The sequence below is a fragment of the Paenibacillus sp. ov031 genome, assembly GCF_900143165.1.
Lineage (GTDB): Bacteria > Bacillota > Bacilli > Paenibacillales > Paenibacillaceae > Paenibacillus > Paenibacillus marchantiae.
Window position 1 is genome coordinate 1 of record NZ_FRDO01000012.1, and the last position, 18,961, is coordinate 18,961.

At 45.5% G+C, this 18,961-nt stretch carries 20 protein-coding genes, 1 rRNA gene and 1 riboswitch; of the genes, 19 read left to right on the forward strand and 2 right to left on the reverse strand.

What is annotated here, in order from left to right:
- Positions 1–18: 18 nt before the first annotated feature.
- Positions 19–135, forward strand: a 5S ribosomal RNA gene (gene rrf, locus BUA17_RS29220).
- Between the two features lie 293 nt (positions 136–428).
- Entirely contained in the window at positions 429–866 is a 438-nt protein-coding gene (locus BUA17_RS29225) for a hypothetical protein (RefSeq protein WP_079697642.1), read from the forward strand.
- Positions 867–1,516: 650 nt separating this feature from the next.
- Here the strand turns inward: BUA17_RS29225 and BUA17_RS29230 are convergent.
- Complete coding sequence (locus BUA17_RS29230; protein WP_063568461.1) at positions 1,517–2,041, reverse strand: hypothetical protein; 525 nt, start codon at positions 2,039–2,041, stop codon at positions 1,517–1,519.
- A gap of 594 nt (positions 2,042–2,635) precedes the next feature.
- Here BUA17_RS29230 and BUA17_RS29235 point away from each other — a divergent pair.
- The 12 genes from BUA17_RS29235 (at position 2,636) to rsmI (ending at position 12,123) form a co-directional block, all read left to right on the forward strand.
- Positions 2,636–2,821, forward strand: coding sequence for a sigma factor G inhibitor Gin (locus BUA17_RS29235; RefSeq protein WP_024633689.1), 186 nt, complete (start codon positions 2,636–2,638; stop codon positions 2,819–2,821).
- A 343-nt stretch (positions 2,822–3,164) separates the two neighbouring features.
- Positions 3,165–4,919: an aminotransferase class I/II-fold pyridoxal phosphate-dependent enzyme gene (locus tag BUA17_RS29240; protein WP_072735819.1), complete on the forward strand. Its 1,755-nt coding sequence runs from the start codon at positions 3,165–3,167 to the stop codon at positions 4,917–4,919.
- Between the two features lie 94 nt (positions 4,920–5,013).
- Positions 5,014–5,442: a CidA/LrgA family protein gene (locus BUA17_RS29245; protein WP_079697640.1), complete on the forward strand. Its 429-nt coding sequence runs from the start codon at positions 5,014–5,016 to the stop codon at positions 5,440–5,442.
- Positions 5,412–6,104: an LrgB family protein gene (locus BUA17_RS29250; RefSeq protein WP_063567536.1), complete on the forward strand. Its 693-nt coding sequence runs from the start codon at positions 5,412–5,414 to the stop codon at positions 6,102–6,104. The genes BUA17_RS29245 and BUA17_RS29250 overlap by 31 nt, the downstream gene beginning before the upstream one ends.
- Before the next feature lie 229 nt (positions 6,105–6,333).
- Positions 6,334–6,981, forward strand: coding sequence for a dTMP kinase (gene tmk, locus BUA17_RS29255; RefSeq protein WP_072735820.1), 648 nt, complete (start codon positions 6,334–6,336; stop codon positions 6,979–6,981).
- Positions 6,982–7,043: 62 nt separating this feature from the next.
- The gene (locus tag BUA17_RS29260; RefSeq protein WP_017691391.1) at positions 7,044–7,373 is read left to right on the forward strand and encodes a cyclic-di-AMP receptor; all 330 of its coding nucleotides are present in this window, start codon (positions 7,044–7,046) and stop codon (positions 7,371–7,373) included.
- A gap of 263 nt (positions 7,374–7,636) precedes the next feature.
- The gene (locus tag BUA17_RS29265) at positions 7,637–8,080 is read left to right on the forward strand and encodes a YaaR family protein (protein WP_024633694.1); all 444 of its coding nucleotides are present in this window, start codon (positions 7,637–7,639) and stop codon (positions 8,078–8,080) included.
- A gap of 9 nt (positions 8,081–8,089) precedes the next feature.
- A complete protein-coding gene (holB, locus tag BUA17_RS29270) occupies positions 8,090–9,061 on the forward strand; it encodes a DNA polymerase III subunit delta' (protein WP_063567539.1) in 972 nt (323 codons plus the stop codon).
- A 117-nt stretch (positions 9,062–9,178) separates the two neighbouring features.
- Positions 9,179–9,979 carry a PSP1 domain-containing protein gene (locus BUA17_RS29275; protein ID WP_024633696.1) on the forward strand — a complete coding sequence of 267 codons (801 nt, stop codon included), beginning with the start codon at positions 9,179–9,181 and terminating at the stop codon, positions 9,977–9,979.
- Between the two features lie 28 nt (positions 9,980–10,007).
- Entirely contained in the window at positions 10,008–10,376 is a 369-nt protein-coding gene (gene yabA / locus BUA17_RS29280) for a DNA replication initiation control protein YabA (protein WP_024633697.1), read from the forward strand.
- A gap of 85 nt (positions 10,377–10,461) precedes the next feature.
- Positions 10,462–11,241 (forward strand): tRNA1(Val) (adenine(37)-N6)-methyltransferase, encoded by a 780-nt coding sequence (locus BUA17_RS29285; RefSeq protein WP_063567540.1) that lies wholly within the window; start codon positions 10,462–10,464, stop codon positions 11,239–11,241.
- On the forward strand, positions 11,242–12,123 hold the full coding sequence (gene rsmI, locus BUA17_RS29290) for a 16S rRNA (cytidine(1402)-2'-O)-methyltransferase (protein WP_072735821.1): 882 nt from the start codon (positions 11,242–11,244) through the stop codon (positions 12,121–12,123).
- 291 nt (positions 12,124–12,414) lie between these two features.
- Here rsmI and BUA17_RS29295 read toward each other — a convergent pair whose 3' ends face one another.
- A complete protein-coding gene (locus tag BUA17_RS29295; protein ID WP_024633700.1) occupies positions 12,415–12,669 on the reverse strand; it encodes an AbrB/MazE/SpoVT family DNA-binding domain-containing protein in 255 nt (84 codons plus the stop codon).
- A 318-nt stretch (positions 12,670–12,987) separates the two neighbouring features.
- On the opposite strand from BUA17_RS29295, the gene BUA17_RS29300 reads away from it, so the two are divergent.
- The 5 genes from BUA17_RS29300 (at position 12,988) to rsmA (ending at position 18,929) form a co-directional block, all read left to right on the forward strand.
- Positions 12,988–14,268 (forward strand): HD domain-containing protein, encoded by a 1,281-nt coding sequence (locus BUA17_RS29300; protein ID WP_072735822.1) that lies wholly within the window; start codon positions 12,988–12,990, stop codon positions 14,266–14,268.
- Between the two features lie 328 nt (positions 14,269–14,596).
- Positions 14,597–15,367 carry a TatD family hydrolase gene (locus tag BUA17_RS29305; RefSeq protein ID WP_170867967.1) on the forward strand — a complete coding sequence of 257 codons (771 nt, stop codon included), beginning with the start codon at positions 14,597–14,599 and terminating at the stop codon, positions 15,365–15,367.
- A gap of 241 nt (positions 15,368–15,608) precedes the next feature.
- Positions 15,609–15,862, forward strand: a riboswitch (cyclic di-AMP (ydaO/yuaA leader).
- Between the two features lie 273 nt (positions 15,863–16,135).
- A complete protein-coding gene (locus BUA17_RS29310; RefSeq protein ID WP_063567543.1) occupies positions 16,136–17,320 on the forward strand; it encodes a 3D domain-containing protein in 1,185 nt (394 codons plus the stop codon).
- 156 nt (positions 17,321–17,476) lie between these two features.
- Positions 17,477–18,022 carry a ribonuclease M5 gene (gene rnmV / locus BUA17_RS29315; protein WP_072735823.1) on the forward strand — a complete coding sequence of 182 codons (546 nt, stop codon included), beginning with the start codon at positions 17,477–17,479 and terminating at the stop codon, positions 18,020–18,022.
- A 4-nt stretch (positions 18,023–18,026) separates the two neighbouring features.
- A complete protein-coding gene (rsmA, locus tag BUA17_RS29320) occupies positions 18,027–18,929 on the forward strand; it encodes a 16S rRNA (adenine(1518)-N(6)/adenine(1519)-N(6))-dimethyltransferase RsmA (RefSeq protein ID WP_063567544.1) in 903 nt (300 codons plus the stop codon).
- The last annotated feature ends 32 nt before the right edge of the window (positions 18,930–18,961 follow it).

Consider the following 18,961-nt stretch of genomic DNA (forward strand, 5'->3'; position numbering starts at 1 on the left):
ATGCTTCGACAAATCGCGTTTGGTGGCGATGGCGGAGGGGTTCCACACGTACCCATCCCGAACACGACCGTTAAGCCCTCTAGCGCCGATGGTACTTGGACCGCAGGGTCCTGGGAGAGTAGGACGCCGCCAAGCAAAGAACCACTGCCGATGTTATTCGGTGGTGGTTTTTATTTGTGTTTATAAGCAAAAATGAGGGAATAGCTAGTTGAAGATGGATTTAATTCTTGCTTTGGAAGCTGATATAAATAGAGGGTGGATTGACTTTCAAAAGAGGGTAAATGAATGACTTAAAAAAGTCTTGAAATGAAGGTAACATTTTTGTTACGGAAAACGCATTCGAAACCAGTATAATAGGACTATGTTAAATATGCTAAAAGTACCTGACCACAGAGCTGGAATGTGCAGCTGTGAAAAGGAGGGTGTGTGTGATAAGTTGGCGAAGACTAGTTCTTCATTCGTTTCTCTTGCTCGGCCTGATAGGCGTGCTTGTAGGATGCGGTGAAGCAGGATCTGCATGGACTTCTTATGAAGGAGCGGTAAACGAGAAGGGTTTCCCGGTTCCTAAAGTGGCGAATAAATCTGACCAGTCTGAAAACAATTCGGATATGGATTATGTTCGATATACGCTATCTGGTATTAGTGAGAGCACTAGTATTCCTGAGGTGTATCTAGACGAGATTAAGAGCTGGGGATGGACAGAAAAGCAAGCCAAGAGTACTTCCAATGACTCAAGTTCCCTACGTGTATTTGCTAAAGAAGGGCATACTGTACATCTAGCTGTACATGATGGTTTCTTCACGGTGATGGTTCCGAAAAGTGAAGCTGCCCAGACGACAGTAAAATCACTTGATGATGATGACTGATTGAGTTGTGTTTTGATGTAATGGTTCGACAATTAACGGTGTAATGGTCCGTATGATAGTAAAGCTCCCGATCTCTGATCGGGGGCTTTTTGTATTTATTTTTGTCTGTCATGAATCATATTAGATGAGCAATGGATCGTTCGGAGGTTTTCTTTTGGCGGTGACTTAACCAGGAGCTGTAGAGAGGCAGGCTTACAGCACTCACACAGGAGACATGAGGCATAGATAGCAAAGATAGTAGGTGCCTGTAGAGGCTGGTATCAGTCGTCTATAGAGCAAGTAAACATAGAAGAGGGGGAAGATATCGAAAGGAGGTCGATTATGAGCCTACTACGTACTCAATATCAGAAAAGGTATTCAACAAGCTAGGACGTGGCAGAACGGAAATGGATGTACTGCGTTGGGGATAACCGTTTTAACTATACCCATGCTGTGGATAAGGGAAAAAGAGAGGTGAAATAAATAAAGGTTATCCACTGTGGATAACCTTTAAGGTTTGGAAGCATGACGCAGTAATCAAGGAAGAGTGTCATAGGAGTGGTTGCGTCAGTTTGAATAGAAGGTATGGATGAGCTTTAGCGTTTTATGTATTACTGGTTTCAACTATACAATGCGTTAGGCAAGGTTATAGGTAAAGGATAGAAGAACAATTATTGCAGGTAGTAGGAGACATCTTGTTCATTTAATTTGATAAGCCCGTCCTTACGTTCGCGTGAAAGAACAAGTACAACATATAGACGTGGTACAAGCAGCCACAGATGCCAGAAAATCAACGATAGGGTGAAGGACAAGGGTGACCATATTAAACAGACGGTAATGATACATAGCCCAATCCAGCTCATATTGAGGTGGACCCGGACGAACATGCGGTAGCTGAAATGTTGGTCTGGAATATAGCCGAACCAAGGCATTTTGAGGTTCCAGCGCCAACGACGTGCATAGGAGGTACGGACCAGCAGTAATATGGTTCTGGCAATGACATAATGAATCCATAGTGTGATCGGTCCTGCCAGGATAAAGTAGAAGAGGCCGGTCCAGGAGAATGCTAACAGATTAAACAAAAGCATAATGACAGGCAAAGACAGATAGCTAAAGATTACGCTGCGGGCAATGGCCTTTTTTTTCAGAAGCCGGTATTGATAAAAGGTTGCTTTATTCTCCGGTTCGGCGATCATACGATTACAAATCCTCCTTCTGGGATCACGTTCATTTGTAATAGGTATTCGTTTTCATAAATAAGGAAATGGATGACGCAGAGTTACATATATGAACCTTGTATGGACTCCAGATTGATGTACAAGATATGGAAGTAGATTAATCATATACAAGTATACCTTTGAACGACCTGGCTGTCAGGTTCTGATGGTGATGTATTATATATCGGCTGAAAATCCAAGTTTTTTTAAGATTATAGTATATAAGTTTTTCAAAGCTGTAGGAGGAGTAGGTAATCACATGAGAAATACAATGAAGTGCGGGGATGTTTCTTGTAATGACTGTCCATTCATGCTTTTCATATAATAGAAGAAATTGCAGGTCTGCGAGGTTTTAGCTACGTTATAAGGTAAGGAGAATGGCTAACAAATGCAGGCTGTCTGGCTGAAGTATAGAACGAATGGCATTTTTCTTTTGTTTGTTTTCGGTACAGACACCCATAGAGGGGTAGGCGAATATATATATTTTATAGAAAGAAAGCACTATGAAAAGGTTTAAAATAATAGAAACTGTGCAATACTGATAGTAATACGTTAAACAAGGTGGGATGGTTGATGGAAGGACACGCCGAACACACATGCATTATCTGCGAACAGACCAAAAGAGAAGGCATTTTTATTGTATCTGAATTTATATGTGACGCTTGCGAAGCAGAAATGGTTCATACGGATGCACAGGATGCCAAGTACAATTATTTTATTCATCAAATGAAGCAGATTTGGGTGCAAAAGAACGCATAAAGAGCGTTAAATCATATTAGTGAAACATCACATTGATTTGTATCAATGTGCATAGAGGCCCTAGGGGCCTTTTTCTGTTTCTATCAGGGAAATAAGAAGGGGAAAATGGACATGGAAAGGACCCATGGGGTAACTGGATATGATGCTGCTGCATCGGTGGAAACGGTGGTTTGCACGGGGGCTGGACAATTCCTGATATAATGAAAGAAGAAGTGCTTTACCTACACGTTTTGAATACAGCAGATCGTAGGATAGAAACATGCGTGGAAAGGTCTCTGTTGTTATAGGGAGAGCATTGGTATGAACCGTATCAAAATTTATGAATGTACAGGATGATTATTCAATGGAGCATAAATCAAATACCGCACCTTTATATGAAGCGTTGCTTGCGTATCGTGATTCAGGGCAGCGTTCTTTTCATGTACCTGGGCATAAGAACGGACAAGTCTATCGGGGGTTACTGGAGCAAGCGGATCAGCAGCAGTTAGATGGGGAAGAGTGCTTCAGACAAGCTGAGGAAGAGAGGTATGGCAATGAAATTTACGGGCTGACGAATCATGTTGGGAATGGAACTGACGGATCTGCAGCAGATGCTGTACCGGTGAATGCGTTTCTGGAGATGATGCGGATGGATGTAACGGAAATCTCGGGGACGGACGACTTGCATCATCCAGAAGGGGTTATTTTGGAGGCACAGCAGCTGGCAGCAGATTGTTTTGGAGCAGAGGAGAGCTTCTTCCTTGTTGGGGGTAGTACGTCTGGTAATTTGTCTTTGCTGCTGACCGTATGTAATGAACCTAATAGTCTTGTACTGGTACAGCGCAATGTGCACAAGTCCGTCATTCACGGGTTGATGCTGGCAGGTGCAAGGGCTGTATTCCTAGAGCCATGGGTTGATCCTGCGAGTGGACTTGCGGTGATGCCGTCGCTTGAGACGGTGCAGGCCGCTGTCCAGGCATATCCTGAGGCAAAGGGAGTACTTGTGACTTTGCCCAATTATTACGGCATGGGCGCTGATCTGAAGCCCATCGCTGAGGTGTGCCATGAGGCAGGCATGCCGCTGCTCGTGGATGAAGCGCATGGCGCGCATTATGGGCAGCATCCGGAGCTGCCAGCCTCTGCGCTGTCCTGCGGAGCAGACGGTGTGGTGCAGTCGACCCACAAGATGCTGTCTGCTTTCACCATGGGAGCCATGCTGCACGTTCAGGGACCACGGTTAAACCGGTCCCTGCTGCGTCAGCGTCTGGCCATGGTGCAAAGCTCAAGCCCATCGTACCCAGTGATGGCTTCGCTTGATCTGGCGCGCCGCCTGCTGCATACGCAGGGCGCGAATGCCTTCACGGCGGGGCTTGCCGCCGTGGACGCCTTTAAGCGCGGCCTTGCGGAGCTGCCGCGCTTTCAGTTGCTGCAGCCGGGGCAGCTGCTGCAGCAAGAGCCGCCAGCCGGGGCGAAGCCAGCAACTGGCGGTAAGTCCGAGGCCGCCGGTGCACCGGGGCGGCCTGAAGCTCTGCCCGCGGCGGCGTTGCCTTCAGCCGCGGGATACACCGCTCAGGACCCGTTCAAGGCCGTCATTTATGACGGCACAGGGGTGCTGAGCGGTTATGGGCTGCAGCAGCAGCTGGAAGTATGCGGCTGCGTGCCCGAAATGAGCGACGAAAGATACGTCGTCTTGCTCTTTAGCCTGGGCTCGACGCTGCGCGATGCCGAGCACCTGTTGCAGGCATTACGCCAAATCAGCCTTGAACAGGAGCAGAGCCAATCTCTTGGTGAGCAATCACAGCGTTTTACAAAAGATTCTGCAAATTATATTTCCACGTGGAACAATTTTCAAGAAGGAACTCCTTTTTCGGAGCCTATCCCGTTTACGTTGCAGCCGATTATGGAAGAGGATACAACAGAGGTATCCATTGATAAATGTGTAGGTCTTCGCTCTGCGGAGATGGTCATTCCATATCCGCCCGGCATACCTCTTGTGTACGCTGGTGAGCGAATAAGTGCGGCCATGATATCACGTATTAAGCTACTGAGAGATGAAGGAGCCAGGTTCCATGGTGTATCTGATACTTCGCTGCAATCATTGAAAATCATCAGGGAATAATTGAGTTTAGAAGACACGCTTTGGATTTATGCAAAATGCTCAAACAAGTTAAGACATCATTGTTATCTGGACATAAGAAAGAAGGGAACAAACTTTGGATATTCCGCTAAAAAAATATACGGGAATAGTCCTGCAAGTCATACTGATGTACGGGTTTTATTGGATAGGAAACCTGATTCAGGCTGTATTGCATCTGCCGTTAACAGGAAGTATTGTCGGGATGCTGCTTCTATTCATCGTCATTCAACTGGGATGGATCAGAATAAGTTGGGGCGAAGAAGGATCATCCTGGCTTCAATCGAATTTGCAATTATTGTTTATCCCTCCCACGGTGGGCATTATCAATCATTTTGATTTTTTTAGAGCCAATACGCTGCTGCTTGTTCTGGGGTTAATCATTAGTACATTAATTACTTGTCTGTTGTCTGCGAAAATCAGTGAATGGCTCATGGCATGGAGATCGACGCATCAAGGTAAGAAGGAGGCGATCTCATGCTCGCATTCATCCTCGGAATCGGAATGATTGCCTTGACCGTGGCTATATATATTCCTGCGACTCATTTATATAGAAGGTTGAAGTGGCCGATCCTTATGCCCGTCTTGACGGCAACGACTGTAATTGTACTGATTCTGATCATTTCCGGTATTAAGCTCGATACGTACATGCTTGGTGGCAAATGGATACAGGAGTTATTGGGGCCGGCTGTAGTTTCCCTGGCATTCCCTTTGGCGAAACACCTTGATGTACTGAAACGGAATATTATCCCGATATTAGGGGGGACCTTGGGTGGAAGCATCGTTGGTATGTCCACAGGGGCCGCCATATCGCTGCTGCTCGGTTATCCGCAAGATATCGTTATCGCATTATTGCCCAAATCCATTACGACACCCGTTGCCATTCAACTGGCTGATCAGGTGGGAGGAAATTCATCCTTCACTTCGTTATTTGTGATGATAGCCGGATTTTCGGGGATATTATTGGGACCCATGATTTTAAAATGGGCCAGAGTAAACAGCAAAAATGCGTATGGGATCGGACTCGGCTCGGCTTCCCACGCATTGGGTATGGCAAGATCCTTTGAGTATGGAGAAAATGCGGTAGCGCTGAGTTCCGTATCCATGATTGTCAGTGCTATTGCCGGCTCTGTCATGCTCCCTCTATGGGTATGGTTGATTTACGGCTGATCAGGCTATGTGCCTTATCGGAAATATTGGAGAATAGCTGACCGTTAACGCGGGATCATGTATAGTATTATAATAAGAAGCTTGTACCCAACTCGAAACAATCTACGGATTGATCATGAACATACACCTCTGGGCGGGCTCATTCATAGTCTGGAGTATGAGAGGATCGAGATTGTAGTTATCGCAGCACAATTAGGAGCAATTATCGATATAGAAAGCAGGGAAGCATATGCAGGGCAGAGGTAAATTCATTACGTTGGAAGGGGGAGAAGGGTCCGGCAAAACAACGATGATCAGTAAGCTAGGTTCTTACTTTGAAGAACAGGGTATACCATATGTAGTTACTCGGGAACCTGGCGGGATTGAAATTGCGGAGAAAATACGTGCCATCATTCTCAATCCTCTTCATACGGCAATGGATGCAAGAACCGAAGCGCTGCTCTATGCAGCTGCACGAAGTCAGCATCTGGCAGAGAAGGTGGAGCCTGCATTGAAGGCAGGGAAGACCGTTATCTGTGACCGATTTGTCGACAGCAGTCTGGCCTATCAAGGATACGCTCGTGGTCTTGGCATAGAGAATGTATGGGCCATCAATCGGTTTGCAATAGGTGAACTGATGCCGGATGTCACACTCTATCTGGACATTGAGCCTGAAGCAGGACTCGCCCGCATTGATGCCCACGATGGACGTGAAGTTAACCGTCTGGATCTCGAAAGTCTGGAGTTCCACCGCAAAGTGCGTGAAGGCTATTTTTTGCTGAAGGAACAGTTTCCTGACAGGATCAAGGTCATCGATGCCTCTCAAAAGCAAGATGAGGTCTTAGCAGCAATGATTTTGTCGCTTGAGACAGGGATTTTGAAGGATTTTGACGAGTAATTGTCTAATATATAGACAGGGCATTTCACAAGGTGCTTATTATCTGAAGGAGGTTATGCAGGATGAAACTGATTGTTGCGATTATACAGGATAAAGACAGCAACCGATTATCCAGCGCATTGGTCAAAGCAAATTTTCGGGCTACGAAATTGGCCAGTACCGGTGGATTTTTGAAGGCAGGCAACACGACGTTTATGATCGGTGTCGATGATGGTCAGGTCGAATCCGTAATGAACGTCATTCGCAGCAGCTGTAAGGTTCGTGAACAGCTCGTGACTCCAGTCACTCCGATGAGCGGAACAACCGACTCTTACCTGCCGCTACCTGTCGAAGTTCAAGTAGGTGGAGCTACCGTGTTTGTTCTTCCGGTAGATCGATTCGAACACTTTTAATGATGCAATTCCCATAAATCCTATTGAGGGTCCTTCTTGTAATCAAGAATCGCGTTCTCTGTCCGGATAAACTTTTCGATCAGGGAAGATCTTATTTCGGACAGAGGTTGACTAACAACGAATAGATCCATGTGGTGATATTTAACTACTATTATATATAGAGTATGATCTAGCACATATATAAGGTCTCCTCCACGCACAGGCGCAGCGCGCACTGTGCTGATGGGCGATTGGCCTACTTAAGGTAGAAAGCAGGCGTTTCCATGAAAATCAATCCTGGATTCCGACCGATGCAGAGTGGACTCAGTTCTTCCGATTCCGGCTCCAAACCGGTTCAATCCAAAAATTTCTCTGATATGATGAATCACCAGGGTGAACGGGCATCACAGGCTGAACTTACCCGCCGATTAAGTGAGATCCAGATGCAGGGTGACCGTTTGTCTCGTTCCATGACCATTCGTGAATTGAAAGCATACAAGCAGCTTGTAAAAAGATTTCTGGAGGAAACGGTTCGTCGTGGTGTGTCTATGAAAGAGACGCGAGGATGGGATCGTCGGGGAAGAGGGAAGCGTTACAAGTTAATTGATGAGATTGACTCTGCCTTATTATCTATGGCTGATGAGCTTTTGGAAACAGAGGAAGGCAAGATTACGTTGCTACAGCAAGTAGGAGAAATTCGGGGAATGCTTATTAATTTAAGCTTCTGAGGAGGAAGTATGTCCTTTCAACAAATTATGGGTCAGCAGGCAGCCAAGCAGATGTTACAGAGCAGTTTGAGACGTCATGCCATAAGTCATGCCTATTTGTTTAGCGGACCATCCGGCAGTGGACAATTGCAGACGGCGATCACATTTGCCAAAGCAATATTCTGTACAGAGCTTGAAGATGATGCCTGCGGACAGTGTCTTGAATGTCGTAAGGTGGAACATGGAAATCATCCGGATCTAACCATGCTTGCACCGGATGGGAATAACATTAAAATTGATCAAATTCGGGATCTGCAGCGTATCTTTTCGTACCGATCAGAGGCGGGGCATCCCAAAGTATATATTATTGAACAGGCCGAGAAAATGACTGTTCAAGCGGCCAACAGTTTGCTGAAGTTTCTGGAAGAACCTCAGGTGCCCGCGGTAGGCATTTTGATTACGGATAATGGACAGGCGATGTTGCCCACCATTCGTTCACGCTCTCAATTGGTTCCTTTCAGTGCTCTGAATCCGGAAGAGATGCTGCAATCGCTGATTGCGGAAGGGCACCCTGCCAATCTGGCTCGCTCTGCCGTCCATTTAGCGTCAGGACTGGAAGCATGTAGAGAAATTCTCCAGCAGAATTGGTTTGCAGAAATTAGAAACGTAATGTTACAATTAGGGAAGGAGTCCCTGGGTAGAGGAAGTACATCATTGATCTCTGCACAGCAGAAGCTTTTTAAAACCGGACTCTCAGAACACCTGGATACGATGCTTAGCCTGTTCCATTTATGGTTCAGGGATATGCTGTATGTCCAGTATGGTAGGCATGAACATATCGTTTTTATAGATCAGTTGGACATGCTGTCTCAGTTGGCCCATACCCGCAGCACCGAGCAGTGGGTTTCCTACATGGATATGGCCGCAGCATGCAGAAAAAAATTGCGTTTCAATGTCAATGGCCAGCTTTGTCTGGAGCAATTTTTGATCGGTTTGGCATAAGACTGGGAGAGGACAGATTTTGTTCCAATCATATGCAAACGGTTATAACTTCGGCGGGTTCCCTAAGAAGACAGGGCTTCAGACGAAGTGGGATTGGCTTACGAGGGGGTTAATTTTTTGTACAGTGTAGTGGGTGTCCGTTTCAAAAAAGCGGGCAAAATTTATTACTTCGATCCCCTGGACCTTCCCATTGAAAAAGAAAACTGCGTTATCGTGGAGACAGCGCGGGGGGTAGAGTACGGTAAGGTTGTCGTCGGCAAGAAAGAAGTAGGCGAGTCTGATGTGGTGTTGCCGCTCAAAAAGGTCATCCGGGTGGCGGGCGAGACAGATGCCCGTGTCGTAGATGAGAACAAGCGTGCAGCAAAAGAAGCATTCGGTACTTGTTTAAATAAAATCAAAGACCACGGCCTCAAAATGAAGCTGGTCGATGTGGAATTTACGTTTGATCGCAATAAAATTATTTTTTATTTTACAGCTGAAGGAAGAGTGGATTTCCGGGAGCTGGTCAAGGATCTGGCAAGCATTTTCCGGACACGGATCGAACTGAGACAGATCGGTGTACGTGATGAAGCAAAGATGCTTGGAGGGATCGGACCTTGCGGCCGAGTATTATGTTGTTCTTCCTGGCTGGGAGACTTTGAGCCGGTATCAATCAAGATGGCTAAAGATCAGAGCCTGTCACTGAATCCGACGAAAATTTCCGGGTTGTGCGGAAGACTCATGTGTTGTCTGAAATTTGAGCATGATAACTATGAAAGTGTGAGAGAAGAATTGCCGGCTGTAGGCAAGTTGGTCGTCACCTCTTTGGGTGAAGGAAAAGTTGTCGGCATCAATGCCGGTAATCGCACAGTCCATGTTCAACTGTTCGACATCAGTAAAGTCAAAGAACTTCCGCTGGATGACGTCGTTATCAAGTAAACCATAAAGGTTGCTTCGGGGTGGAAACTTGGAAAAGAAAAATCTGTTTACGCACATTCATGAAATGGAAACCCAATTGGGTCAGTTGCACAGTGATTTAGGAGAGTTAAAAATGATTGTTAAAGAGCTGCTTGAAGATAATCAGCGGCTTACCATCGAGAATGAGCAGTTACGCAAACTGCTGAAGCGTGAGGCCCCGGCAGATTTGCCCATCGCATCGGCGCTCGCTCCGGTAGCAAGGCCTGCGGGTCCAGCTACTGGTGAAGATGTTGTAGGTGAAGGATATGATAATCTGGCTCGGTTGTATCACGAAGGATTCCATATCTGCAATGTCTATTATGGACATTTGCGGACGGAAGGCGATTGTCTGTTCTGCCTGTCTTTTTTGAATAAATGAAGTGACCGTAGGGATCCCCTACGGTTTTTTTTCAAGGTTAAGAACCTTGTCTGAGATATAGAGTACCGGAGGATGAGTGTATCATATGACAGAAATATCAGTAAAATTGCAAGATTCGGAGCGAATCGACGATTTGCTCTCTCATGATTTGAAGATTATTCAAAGTGATGAAGTGTTTAGTTTTTCGATGGATGCCGTATTGTTGGCCCGATTTGCTTCAGTACCGAAACGGGGTCGTGTGCTTGATTTGTGTACAGGCAATGGGGTTGTTCCCATTCTGTTGACCACACGAACGCAGGCGAGTCTGGAAGGCATTGAAATTCAGCCGCGATTGGCAGATATGGCACGTCGCAGCGTTCAACTGAATGCATTGGAAGAATCCATTACGATCCATGAAGGTGATTTGCGTGAACTCGTGAAAGAAACGGGCCATGCTGTATACGATGCTATAACGGTTAACCCTCCGTATATGCCCTTGAATGGAAGTGACCTCAAGATGAACACTCATCAGGCAATGGCACGCCATGAAATCGGGTGTACGCTGGAGGAAGTCATTCAGGCCTGTAATCGACTGGTGCGCAATGGCGGTAAAGTATCCATGGTTCATCGTCCGCAGCGTTTAGGAGAGATCATCACTCTGATGCGTGAGTACAAACTTGAACCAAAGCGGATTCGGATGGTACATCCCCGTGCTCATTTGGAAGCCAATATGGTGTTGATTGAAGCGCTCAAGGATGGGAAACCGGAGGTACGCATGCTTCCACCACTGATTGTTTACAATGAAGAAGGGAAATACTGCGAAGAAATCATGGACATATATTACGGTGCGCAGCATGCACAACGAACAACGGAAGGAGGGTTATAGATGACATTGCATATTCAGAAGAGCTACGCGGAGCAGTCGGGTGGTGCCGGTAAACTATACTTGGTAGGAACACCAATCGGTAATCTGGACGATATGACATTTCGAGCAATTAAAACATTGCAGAGCTGTGACATCATTGCAGCGGAGGACACACGTCAGACCCGAAAGCTGCTTACCCATTTTGAAATTACACCATCGATGTTGTTCAGTTACCATGAGCATAATAAGGGAGCTAGTGGGCCTGAACTAATACGCTATATAATAGAAGGAAAAAATTTGGCACTCGTCAGTGATGCCGGTCTGCCGGCCATTTCCGACCCTGGTTCCGATCTTGTAAAACTTGCGCTTGAAGCTGGAATTACGGTCATTCCCATCCCTGGAGCCAATGCGGCGTTATCAGCTCTGATCGTATCTGGTTTACCGACGGAGCGTTTCACATTCGGCGGCTTTTTGCCGCGGGAGAAAAAAGACATGCGAAAAGTGATGGAAGCTTTTAATGAGTCCAACGGTACGTTGCTATTTTATGAGTCCCCTCACCGTATTCGTAAAACTTTGGCTTATCTCGAAGAGATTCTGGGTGATCGGTCGATCGTACTGGCACGTGAACTAACGAAACGTCATGAGGAGTTCGCGAGAGGCAGTATCCAAGATTGCATAGAATGGCTTGAGGAACACCCGCCACTTGGGGAATATTGTTTGCTTGTAGAAGGTATCAGGGAAGAAGAGCGTAAGGCGGAGCGGGAAGCCTGGTGGCAACTGCTGTCCTTGGAGGATCATGTGAGCCATTATGAGAATGAAGGACTTAGTCGTAAAGATGCGATGAAGAAAACGGCAACGGATCGAGGTTTGACGAAACGAGATGTATATAACGCTTTAATTTAATAACGAATCAACAAAAATATGCTGGAATAGGGAACATAAACTTAAAGGGACCTTAGATCCAACCTTAATGGAATATGAAAATGAGCAGAGCGGAGAAAAAATTATATTACGAACGTCACCGCTCTTCTATTTGGAGTTGAACAGACTCGTAGCTCGATTTTTTGGGTAATGAAAACCAATAATAAAGCAAAAAAATACCTTCCAGCGGTGGGGTTCACACCGGGAAGGCGATCAAGGAATATAAAAAGGTTAGAAATAACAATTTAATAAGACCATTATACCTGATATTTCTTATTTTGTCACAGGTGCAGGGATTTCGGAAATACATTCGTTACAAACAATTTTACCTTTGAAATAAGTAACGTTCTCTGCATTGCCACAGAAGATACAAGCTGGTTCGTATTTTTTCAACATGATGCGCTCGCCGTCAACATAGATCTCAAGAGCATCTTTTTCACCAATACCGAGCGTACGGCGCAATTCGATTGGAATAACTACCCGTCCCAGTTCATCCACTTTTCTTACAATACCTGTTGATTTCATCATTATAATCAGTGCTCCTCTCAGCTAACGATCATTGTCATTATTCGACATTATTTTATGTTTTATGATACTCATCATACCAACGATTCCCAAAACAGTCAACCTTAAAATTAGCTTAAAATAAAGGCTGTTTTTGATAAGATTACGAGTGGTAAGGGATTGGAAGCCATTTTTCGTATTTAAACATCAATGTCATCTTTGTCGATTTGGAAAACGACAAAACTACCTTATTCGACAAGATTCGTCAAAGCCTGTCGAATCCTTGGTGGTATTATACTGAAAAGCGACAAATACAAACGATATTTAAAGGAGTGAATAGACATGGAACAGCGTTTAACGGAAGAAAAGGTGTTTAAAGATCCGGTACATAATTATATCCATGTGCAAGATCCGATTATATGGCAGTTGATCAACACGCCCGAGTTTCAACGTTTACGCCGAATCCGTCAATTGGGAACTTCGTTTCTTACTTTCCATGGTGCAGAGCACAGCCGCTTCTCACATTCCTTGGGCGTCTACGAAATTACACGTAAGATTATTTCCCAATTCGAAAGAAGTCACTATTCAGATTGGCCAAAGGAGGAAAAAACAGTAGCCCTTTGTGCAGCATTGCTCCATGATCTTGGACATGGGCCATTCTCTCACTCTATAGAAGAAGCTTTCGATATGAATCATGAGGATTGGACTTGTCGGATCATTACAGGTGATACCGAAGTAGGGGCGATCTTAAGACGGTATGCTCCTGATTTTCCCGAGAAAGTGGCTTCTGTTATTCAAAAAACGTATGAGCAACCTATTGTCGTTAATTTGGTTACCAGTCCGCTCGATGCGGACCGCATGGATTACTTGCTTCGGGATGCCTACTTTACAGGTGTAAACTATGGGACGATTGACCTTGACCGTATCTTGCGTATGCTGCGTCCATATCACGGACGAATTGTGGTCAAGGAGTCGGGCATGCACGCCGTGGAGGATTACTTGATGTCCAGGTACCAGATGTACTGGCAAATTTACTTTCATCCGGTTACCCGAAGTTCGGAAATTATATTGCGGCAAATATTTAAGCGGGCAAAAAGTCTCATACAGCAAGGTTTTCAATTCCGCTTCATGATTGATCCACTACCCCAGTTATTCGCTGGAGATCTATCGGTGGATGAATATTTACAACTGGACGAAGCTTTGATTCAGACGGCATTTATGCAGTGGCGCAAAGAGGACGATGCTGTTCTAAGTGAGTTATGCGAACGATTTATAGATCGCAAATTATATAAGTATGTAGAGATTGAACAGATCGACGTAAACATGATTGAAGAGATTCGGGAAGCCTTCACTGTAGCTGGTCTCAATCCCGAGTATGATCTTGAAATTGATTTTCCAACGGATAATCCGTATGATGTGTTTCGTCCGGATGAATCCACGGACAAGCAGATTCTGCTGCTTGATCGGCAAGACAAGTTACATGAGTTGTCAGAGGTGTCCGACATTGTCCGTTCAATTAGTGGTCTTCATCGTGGAAAGCATCATTTGTATTATCCGCAAAATAAGGTGGATGCGATTGTTCATGAATTACCGTCCCATATACGCCCCTATTTCTCCCATTAAATGATGCGTAATGCTGTTCAAGAATCATGATGTAAAAAAGCTTTCGAAAAGAGCTATTTTTCATGATACAGTAATCTGCTTTAATGGAGAGTACATGTAGATCGACATAATTTTGTAATCAAAGTAATTAGAATACAACCCGATTGCCTAAAAATGAGCACATATAGATATGAAGGAACTTGTTCGTTCTACATGTTGTGCTCAACAAACAATGAAAGAAATATAAAAAAAACATGATCCAATTTAGTAATAGTTATGTTCTGGTTAAGACTGCAGGATGGATTAAAAAGAGATAGTCGTTTATTCGACATGAAGGGAGAAATACAGCATGATGTTGTTCGACACACATACACACCTGGATGCACCACAATTCGACGAGGACCGCGAGGAAATGATTCAGCGTGCTGTGGATGCAGGCGTTGGTCGCATGATTAATGTGGGCTTTAACCGGGAGACCATTCCAACCACGATGAAGCTGGCTGAAACCTATGATTTTATATATGCTGCCGTAGGCTGGCACCCAGTGGATGCAATCACAATGCAAGAGGGTGATCTGGAATGGATTGCATCTTTATGCAAGCATGAAAAAGTGGTAGCCATCGGTGAAATTGGTCTAGACTATTACTGGGACACTTCACCGAAAGAGGTTCAACATCGCGTATTACGACAACAGATTGGTCTTGCCCGTGAGTTGAATATGCCGATTGTCATTCACAACCGGGATGCGCATGAAGATATTGTAAATATTCTGCGTGAAGAGAAAGCTGGAGAAGTAGGCGGTGTCATGCATTCCTTCTCTGGCAGCTGGGAAACGGCGAAAATGTGTCTGGATTTAGGCTTTCATCTTTCCTTCGGAGGGCCAATCACGTTCAAAAATGCAAAGCAACCCAAAGAGGTACTTGAGAAGGTTCCTATGGACCGATTTTTCATCGAAACGGACGCTCCTTATTTGACACCGCACCCTTATCGTGGAAAACGAAATGAGACAGCGCATGTACGTCTGGTTGCAGAAGCAGCTGCGGAAATTAAAGGCATTTCGATAGAGGAAATTGCAGCAATAACGACCAAAAATGCCATGGAACGATTTGGGATTCGTTAAAAGATCGAGCAAAACGGGTGAAAAAGTGAGTTAGGCGGAGTTAATTTGCTTTTTGATCCAAATAAATCAAGAATATTACAATATTTTAACCAAATATTTAGAAAAACGTACTTGAACAACGCTTTACAACATGCATAGAAACAGGATATCATCTTTTCAGTGAATTGTTGTGCGGAAAATTGGACAGATGTTCGGGGGATGAACAAAGGGACACTTTCCGATGAAACAACATTACTTTCATGAATCAGTCTCGCTGAGTCTCCGTTAACGGAGAGCGGGGGAACCAATAGGGCTTAAACATCAGTGATTGCAGCCGATGCGCAACATGCGCTGACCCAAAAGCAGCGTATGAATCTGCGAAGCCGTATTTGATTTCTTCTTTGGGTCTCGGGGTGAATTCAAGGGCGTCCGCCATGAGCGGATGACCGGAGATAGGGCGGCTCTCTTTCGCCCGAACCCGACAGCTAACCTCGCAAGCGGAAAAAGAGAGGCAACCTCGTGCATGAATTTCCGATATTCAGAATCATTCGGAAGCCACGAAAGAGTTCCTCTTAAACTCTTTCTTTGGCTTTTTTGTTTTTGAATAAAAGAAATACGGTCATCATACGGTAAGTATTCAGGAGGATGACATCATGTTGCGAAGATTGATTCATGGTGCAGAACCGGATTATGTTGGTCCGATCTGTGTTCTGTAGAAAATTTGGTATAGTCGCGTCAAAGACATCATGCATTACTTTAGACGGCGAGGCTATGAAGGAGGACGGAGAAGTGGGCACATTCCAACCAGAAGAGACCCATGAGTCACGATCATCCAGTAAGTCTTTCGCGTTGCGGTGGAAGCATGAGAACTTGCGTCAAATGGCATTGATCGCGATTTTCTCAATTGCGCTTACAATCATGATCTTGTTAGTCGTTTACGGTCAGGCCGGGAAACAAATTTCACTGGTTATTGATGGCAAAGCTCAAGCGGTAGAGACTCGTACAGGAATGCTTCAGGAAATGCTGGAGGAGCAGTCAATCACAGTCAGCCCTCACGATCAGGTATCCATGCCCTTGAATGGGGCGATCACAGATGGAGACCGCATCGTTATTGAGCGGGCCGTTCCAGTTAATATTACGGCAGACGGGGACACCAAGACTCTGTATACAACCGATTCATCGGTAAAAGATGCGATTAAAAAATCAGGTATTCAAATTGCAAGTGAAGACAAAGTATATCCGGCGCTTGGAACCACTATTGAAGCGGATATGAAAATCCGTGTAGTGCGGGTAACAAAGCGTACGGTGGAAGTGGAACATCCGATTGCTTATAAAGTGATCAAAACGGCTGACCCTAGCTTGTACAAAGGCGACAATCGTGTCGTTGTGAGCGGTAAAGAAGGCACACTTGTACAGCATATTGAAAAAGTGTTTCAGGATGGAGAATTGGTCTCCAAAAAAATGGTGGGTAAATCGGTCGCAACGAATCGCGTCGATAAAGTGATTGCCATTGGTACCAAAGCCAAACCTGTTGTGAAAGAGCCAGTGATTCAGACGGTATCGGCGCAGACTTCCACGACAAAAACAGCAACAACCACGAACTCGAAGAAAACCGCTGCCTCGGGCAGCAAAGTAATTACCGTCTCAGGCAGTTCTTTTAAATATTCAAAAGTCTTGAAAAATGTATCCATGACGGCATACTCTTCTGAAGAGCCTGGTATCGGCACAAAAACAGCTTCAGGTACTCGGGTAACTGAGGGACGTACCATTGCGGTTGATCCCAAAATCATTCCGATTGGCTGGTGGGTGTATATCGAGGGCCTTGGCTTCCGTCGTGCGGAAGACACAGGTGGTGCCATTAAAGGCAACAAAATTGATGTGTATTATGATAGTGTGAAGCATGCCCTGAACTTCGGACGGAAGAAAGGCAAGACGGTATATGTGATTGGTCCGGTGAAGCCGGAAGCGAACTAAAATCGTTTTACTTTGAAATGGGAATGCTATAAAATATAAGCATGAATGATTCATGCGGAATATGCGGCGGAGGGGTCTGAATTCAGTCTCCCCCGCCGTTTGGCAGAGAAGAGGGATATTCCTCTTCTTTTTGCGTTAGAAAGGAAGAAATGGAACATGATAAAAGAAGTGATCGTGGTAGAAGGCCGTGACGATACCGTAGCCATTCGACGTGCGGTTCAGGCAGATACGATCGAGACCGGTGGGTCGGCCATCAACCAACGCATTCTAAAGCGGATTGCACTTGCTCAAGAGAGACGTGGTGTCATCGTACTGACAGACCCGGATCATGCTGGTGAACGTATTCGTAAAATCATCGCCAATAAAGTACCTGGTTGCAAGCATGCTTTCATTCCGGAGGAAGATGCTACGCGCAAAGGCGACATCGGAGTGGAGAACGCTTCACCGGAGGCGATTCGTCATGCATTAGCACGTGTACACACATCATATGAAGGCGCACCAAGTTTGATCGATTGGGAGGATCTGATTGCGGCGGGACTGATTGTGCACCCACAGGCTGCTGCACGTCGTATGGAGATGGGCAATCTGCTGGGCATAGGTTATTGCAATGGCAAACAGTTCCACAAGCGGTTGAGTGTATTCCAGATTACCCGGGAAGAGTTCTCCGAAGCATTATCGCAAATTGAACGTGAAGGATTGTGAGCGTATGAAAGGCATGGAAGAAACCGTAGAAATTGCAACACCCAAACGAACCAAAGAAATTATTCAAAGACACGGATTTTCATTCAAGAAGAGCCTGGGTCAGAACTTTCTGATCGATCAAAATATACTGAACAAAATTGTAAATGCAGCTGATCTGGACGAGTCCAAGGGCGCACTTGAGATCGGGCCAGGGATCGGCGCACTCACAGAACGTCTGGCTCGGGTAGCCGGTCCTGTAACGGCTGTAGAGATTGATCAGCGATTGATCCCGATTCTGGGTGAAGTGATGCAGCCTTATCCAAACGTTCGTGTGCATCACGGGGATGTGCTGAAGCTGGATCTAGCTGAGTTGTTCCATACCGATTTTGGAACGGTAGATAAAGTGAGTGTTGTAGCCAATCTGCCTTATTATGTAACGACGCCAATCATGATGAAGCTGCTCGAAGAGAAGCTGCCTGTAGACAGCATTGTGGTCATGATCCAGAAGGAAGTGGCTGAACGCATGGCTGCTGCACCAGGATCAAAGGACTATGGCAGTTTGAGCATTGCGGTTCAGTACTACAGTATGCCGGAATTGGTCTGTATTGTTCCGCCCACGGTCTTTATTCCGCAGCCTAATGTGGAATCGGCTGTAATTAAGTTAAAGGTGCGTGAACAACCACCGGTTGAAGTTCCCGACGAGGCACATTACTTCGAAGTGGTACAGGCTTCCTTTGCGCAGCGTAGAAAAACCATCTCCAATAATCTGAAAGCCCGTTTCTTCACGAAGGAGAACAGAGAACAGGCTGATCAGTTGTTGGAGCAGGCCGGTATTCAGCCTTCAAGACGGGGAGAAACATTGAGCCTGCAGGAGTATGCGACACTCAGTACCGTAATGTGGGAAGCTGGGGTACGATCAGCTCTGTAAAATTCGGATGAACCAATCCGGGTTTCTGCCCA

What these genes read in the sequence shown, in the direction of transcription:
- BUA17_RS29300 (WP_072735822.1), top strand. Translation starts at nt 12,988, where the DNA reads ATGGAACAGCGTTTAACGGAAGAAAAGGTGTTTAAAGATCCGGTACAT.
- BUA17_RS29265 (WP_024633694.1), top strand. Translation starts at nt 7,637, where the DNA reads ATGAAAATCAATCCTGGATTCCGACCGATGCAGAGTGGACTCAGTTCT.
- BUA17_RS29305 (WP_170867967.1), top strand. Translation starts at nt 14,597, where the DNA reads ATGATGTTGTTCGACACACATACACACCTGGATGCACCACAATTCGAC.
- BUA17_RS29235 (WP_024633689.1), top strand. Translation starts at nt 2,636, where the DNA reads ATGGAAGGACACGCCGAACACACATGCATTATCTGCGAACAGACCAAA.
- BUA17_RS29250 (WP_063567536.1), top strand. Translation starts at nt 5,412, where the DNA reads ATGCTCGCATTCATCCTCGGAATCGGAATGATTGCCTTGACCGTGGCT.
- BUA17_RS29240 (WP_072735819.1), top strand. Translation starts at nt 3,165, where the DNA reads ATGGAGCATAAATCAAATACCGCACCTTTATATGAAGCGTTGCTTGCG.
- rsmI (WP_072735821.1), top strand. Translation starts at nt 11,242, where the DNA reads ATGACATTGCATATTCAGAAGAGCTACGCGGAGCAGTCGGGTGGTGCC.
- tmk (WP_072735820.1), top strand. Translation starts at nt 6,334, where the DNA reads ATGCAGGGCAGAGGTAAATTCATTACGTTGGAAGGGGGAGAAGGGTCC.
- BUA17_RS29285 (WP_063567540.1), top strand. Translation starts at nt 10,462, where the DNA reads ATGACAGAAATATCAGTAAAATTGCAAGATTCGGAGCGAATCGACGAT.
- BUA17_RS29260 (WP_017691391.1), top strand. Translation starts at nt 7,044, where the DNA reads ATGAAACTGATTGTTGCGATTATACAGGATAAAGACAGCAACCGATTA.
- BUA17_RS29230 (WP_063568461.1), bottom strand. Translation starts at nt 2,041, where the DNA reads ATGATCGCCGAACCGGAGAATAAAGCAACCTTTTATCAATACCGGCTT.
- BUA17_RS29295 (WP_024633700.1), bottom strand. Translation starts at nt 12,669, where the DNA reads ATGATGAAATCAACAGGTATTGTAAGAAAAGTGGATGAACTGGGACGG.
- holB (WP_063567539.1), top strand. Translation starts at nt 8,090, where the DNA reads ATGTCCTTTCAACAAATTATGGGTCAGCAGGCAGCCAAGCAGATGTTA.
- rnmV (WP_072735823.1), top strand. Translation starts at nt 17,477, where the DNA reads ATGATAAAAGAAGTGATCGTGGTAGAAGGCCGTGACGATACCGTAGCC.
- rsmA (WP_063567544.1), top strand. Translation starts at nt 18,027, where the DNA reads ATGAAAGGCATGGAAGAAACCGTAGAAATTGCAACACCCAAACGAACC.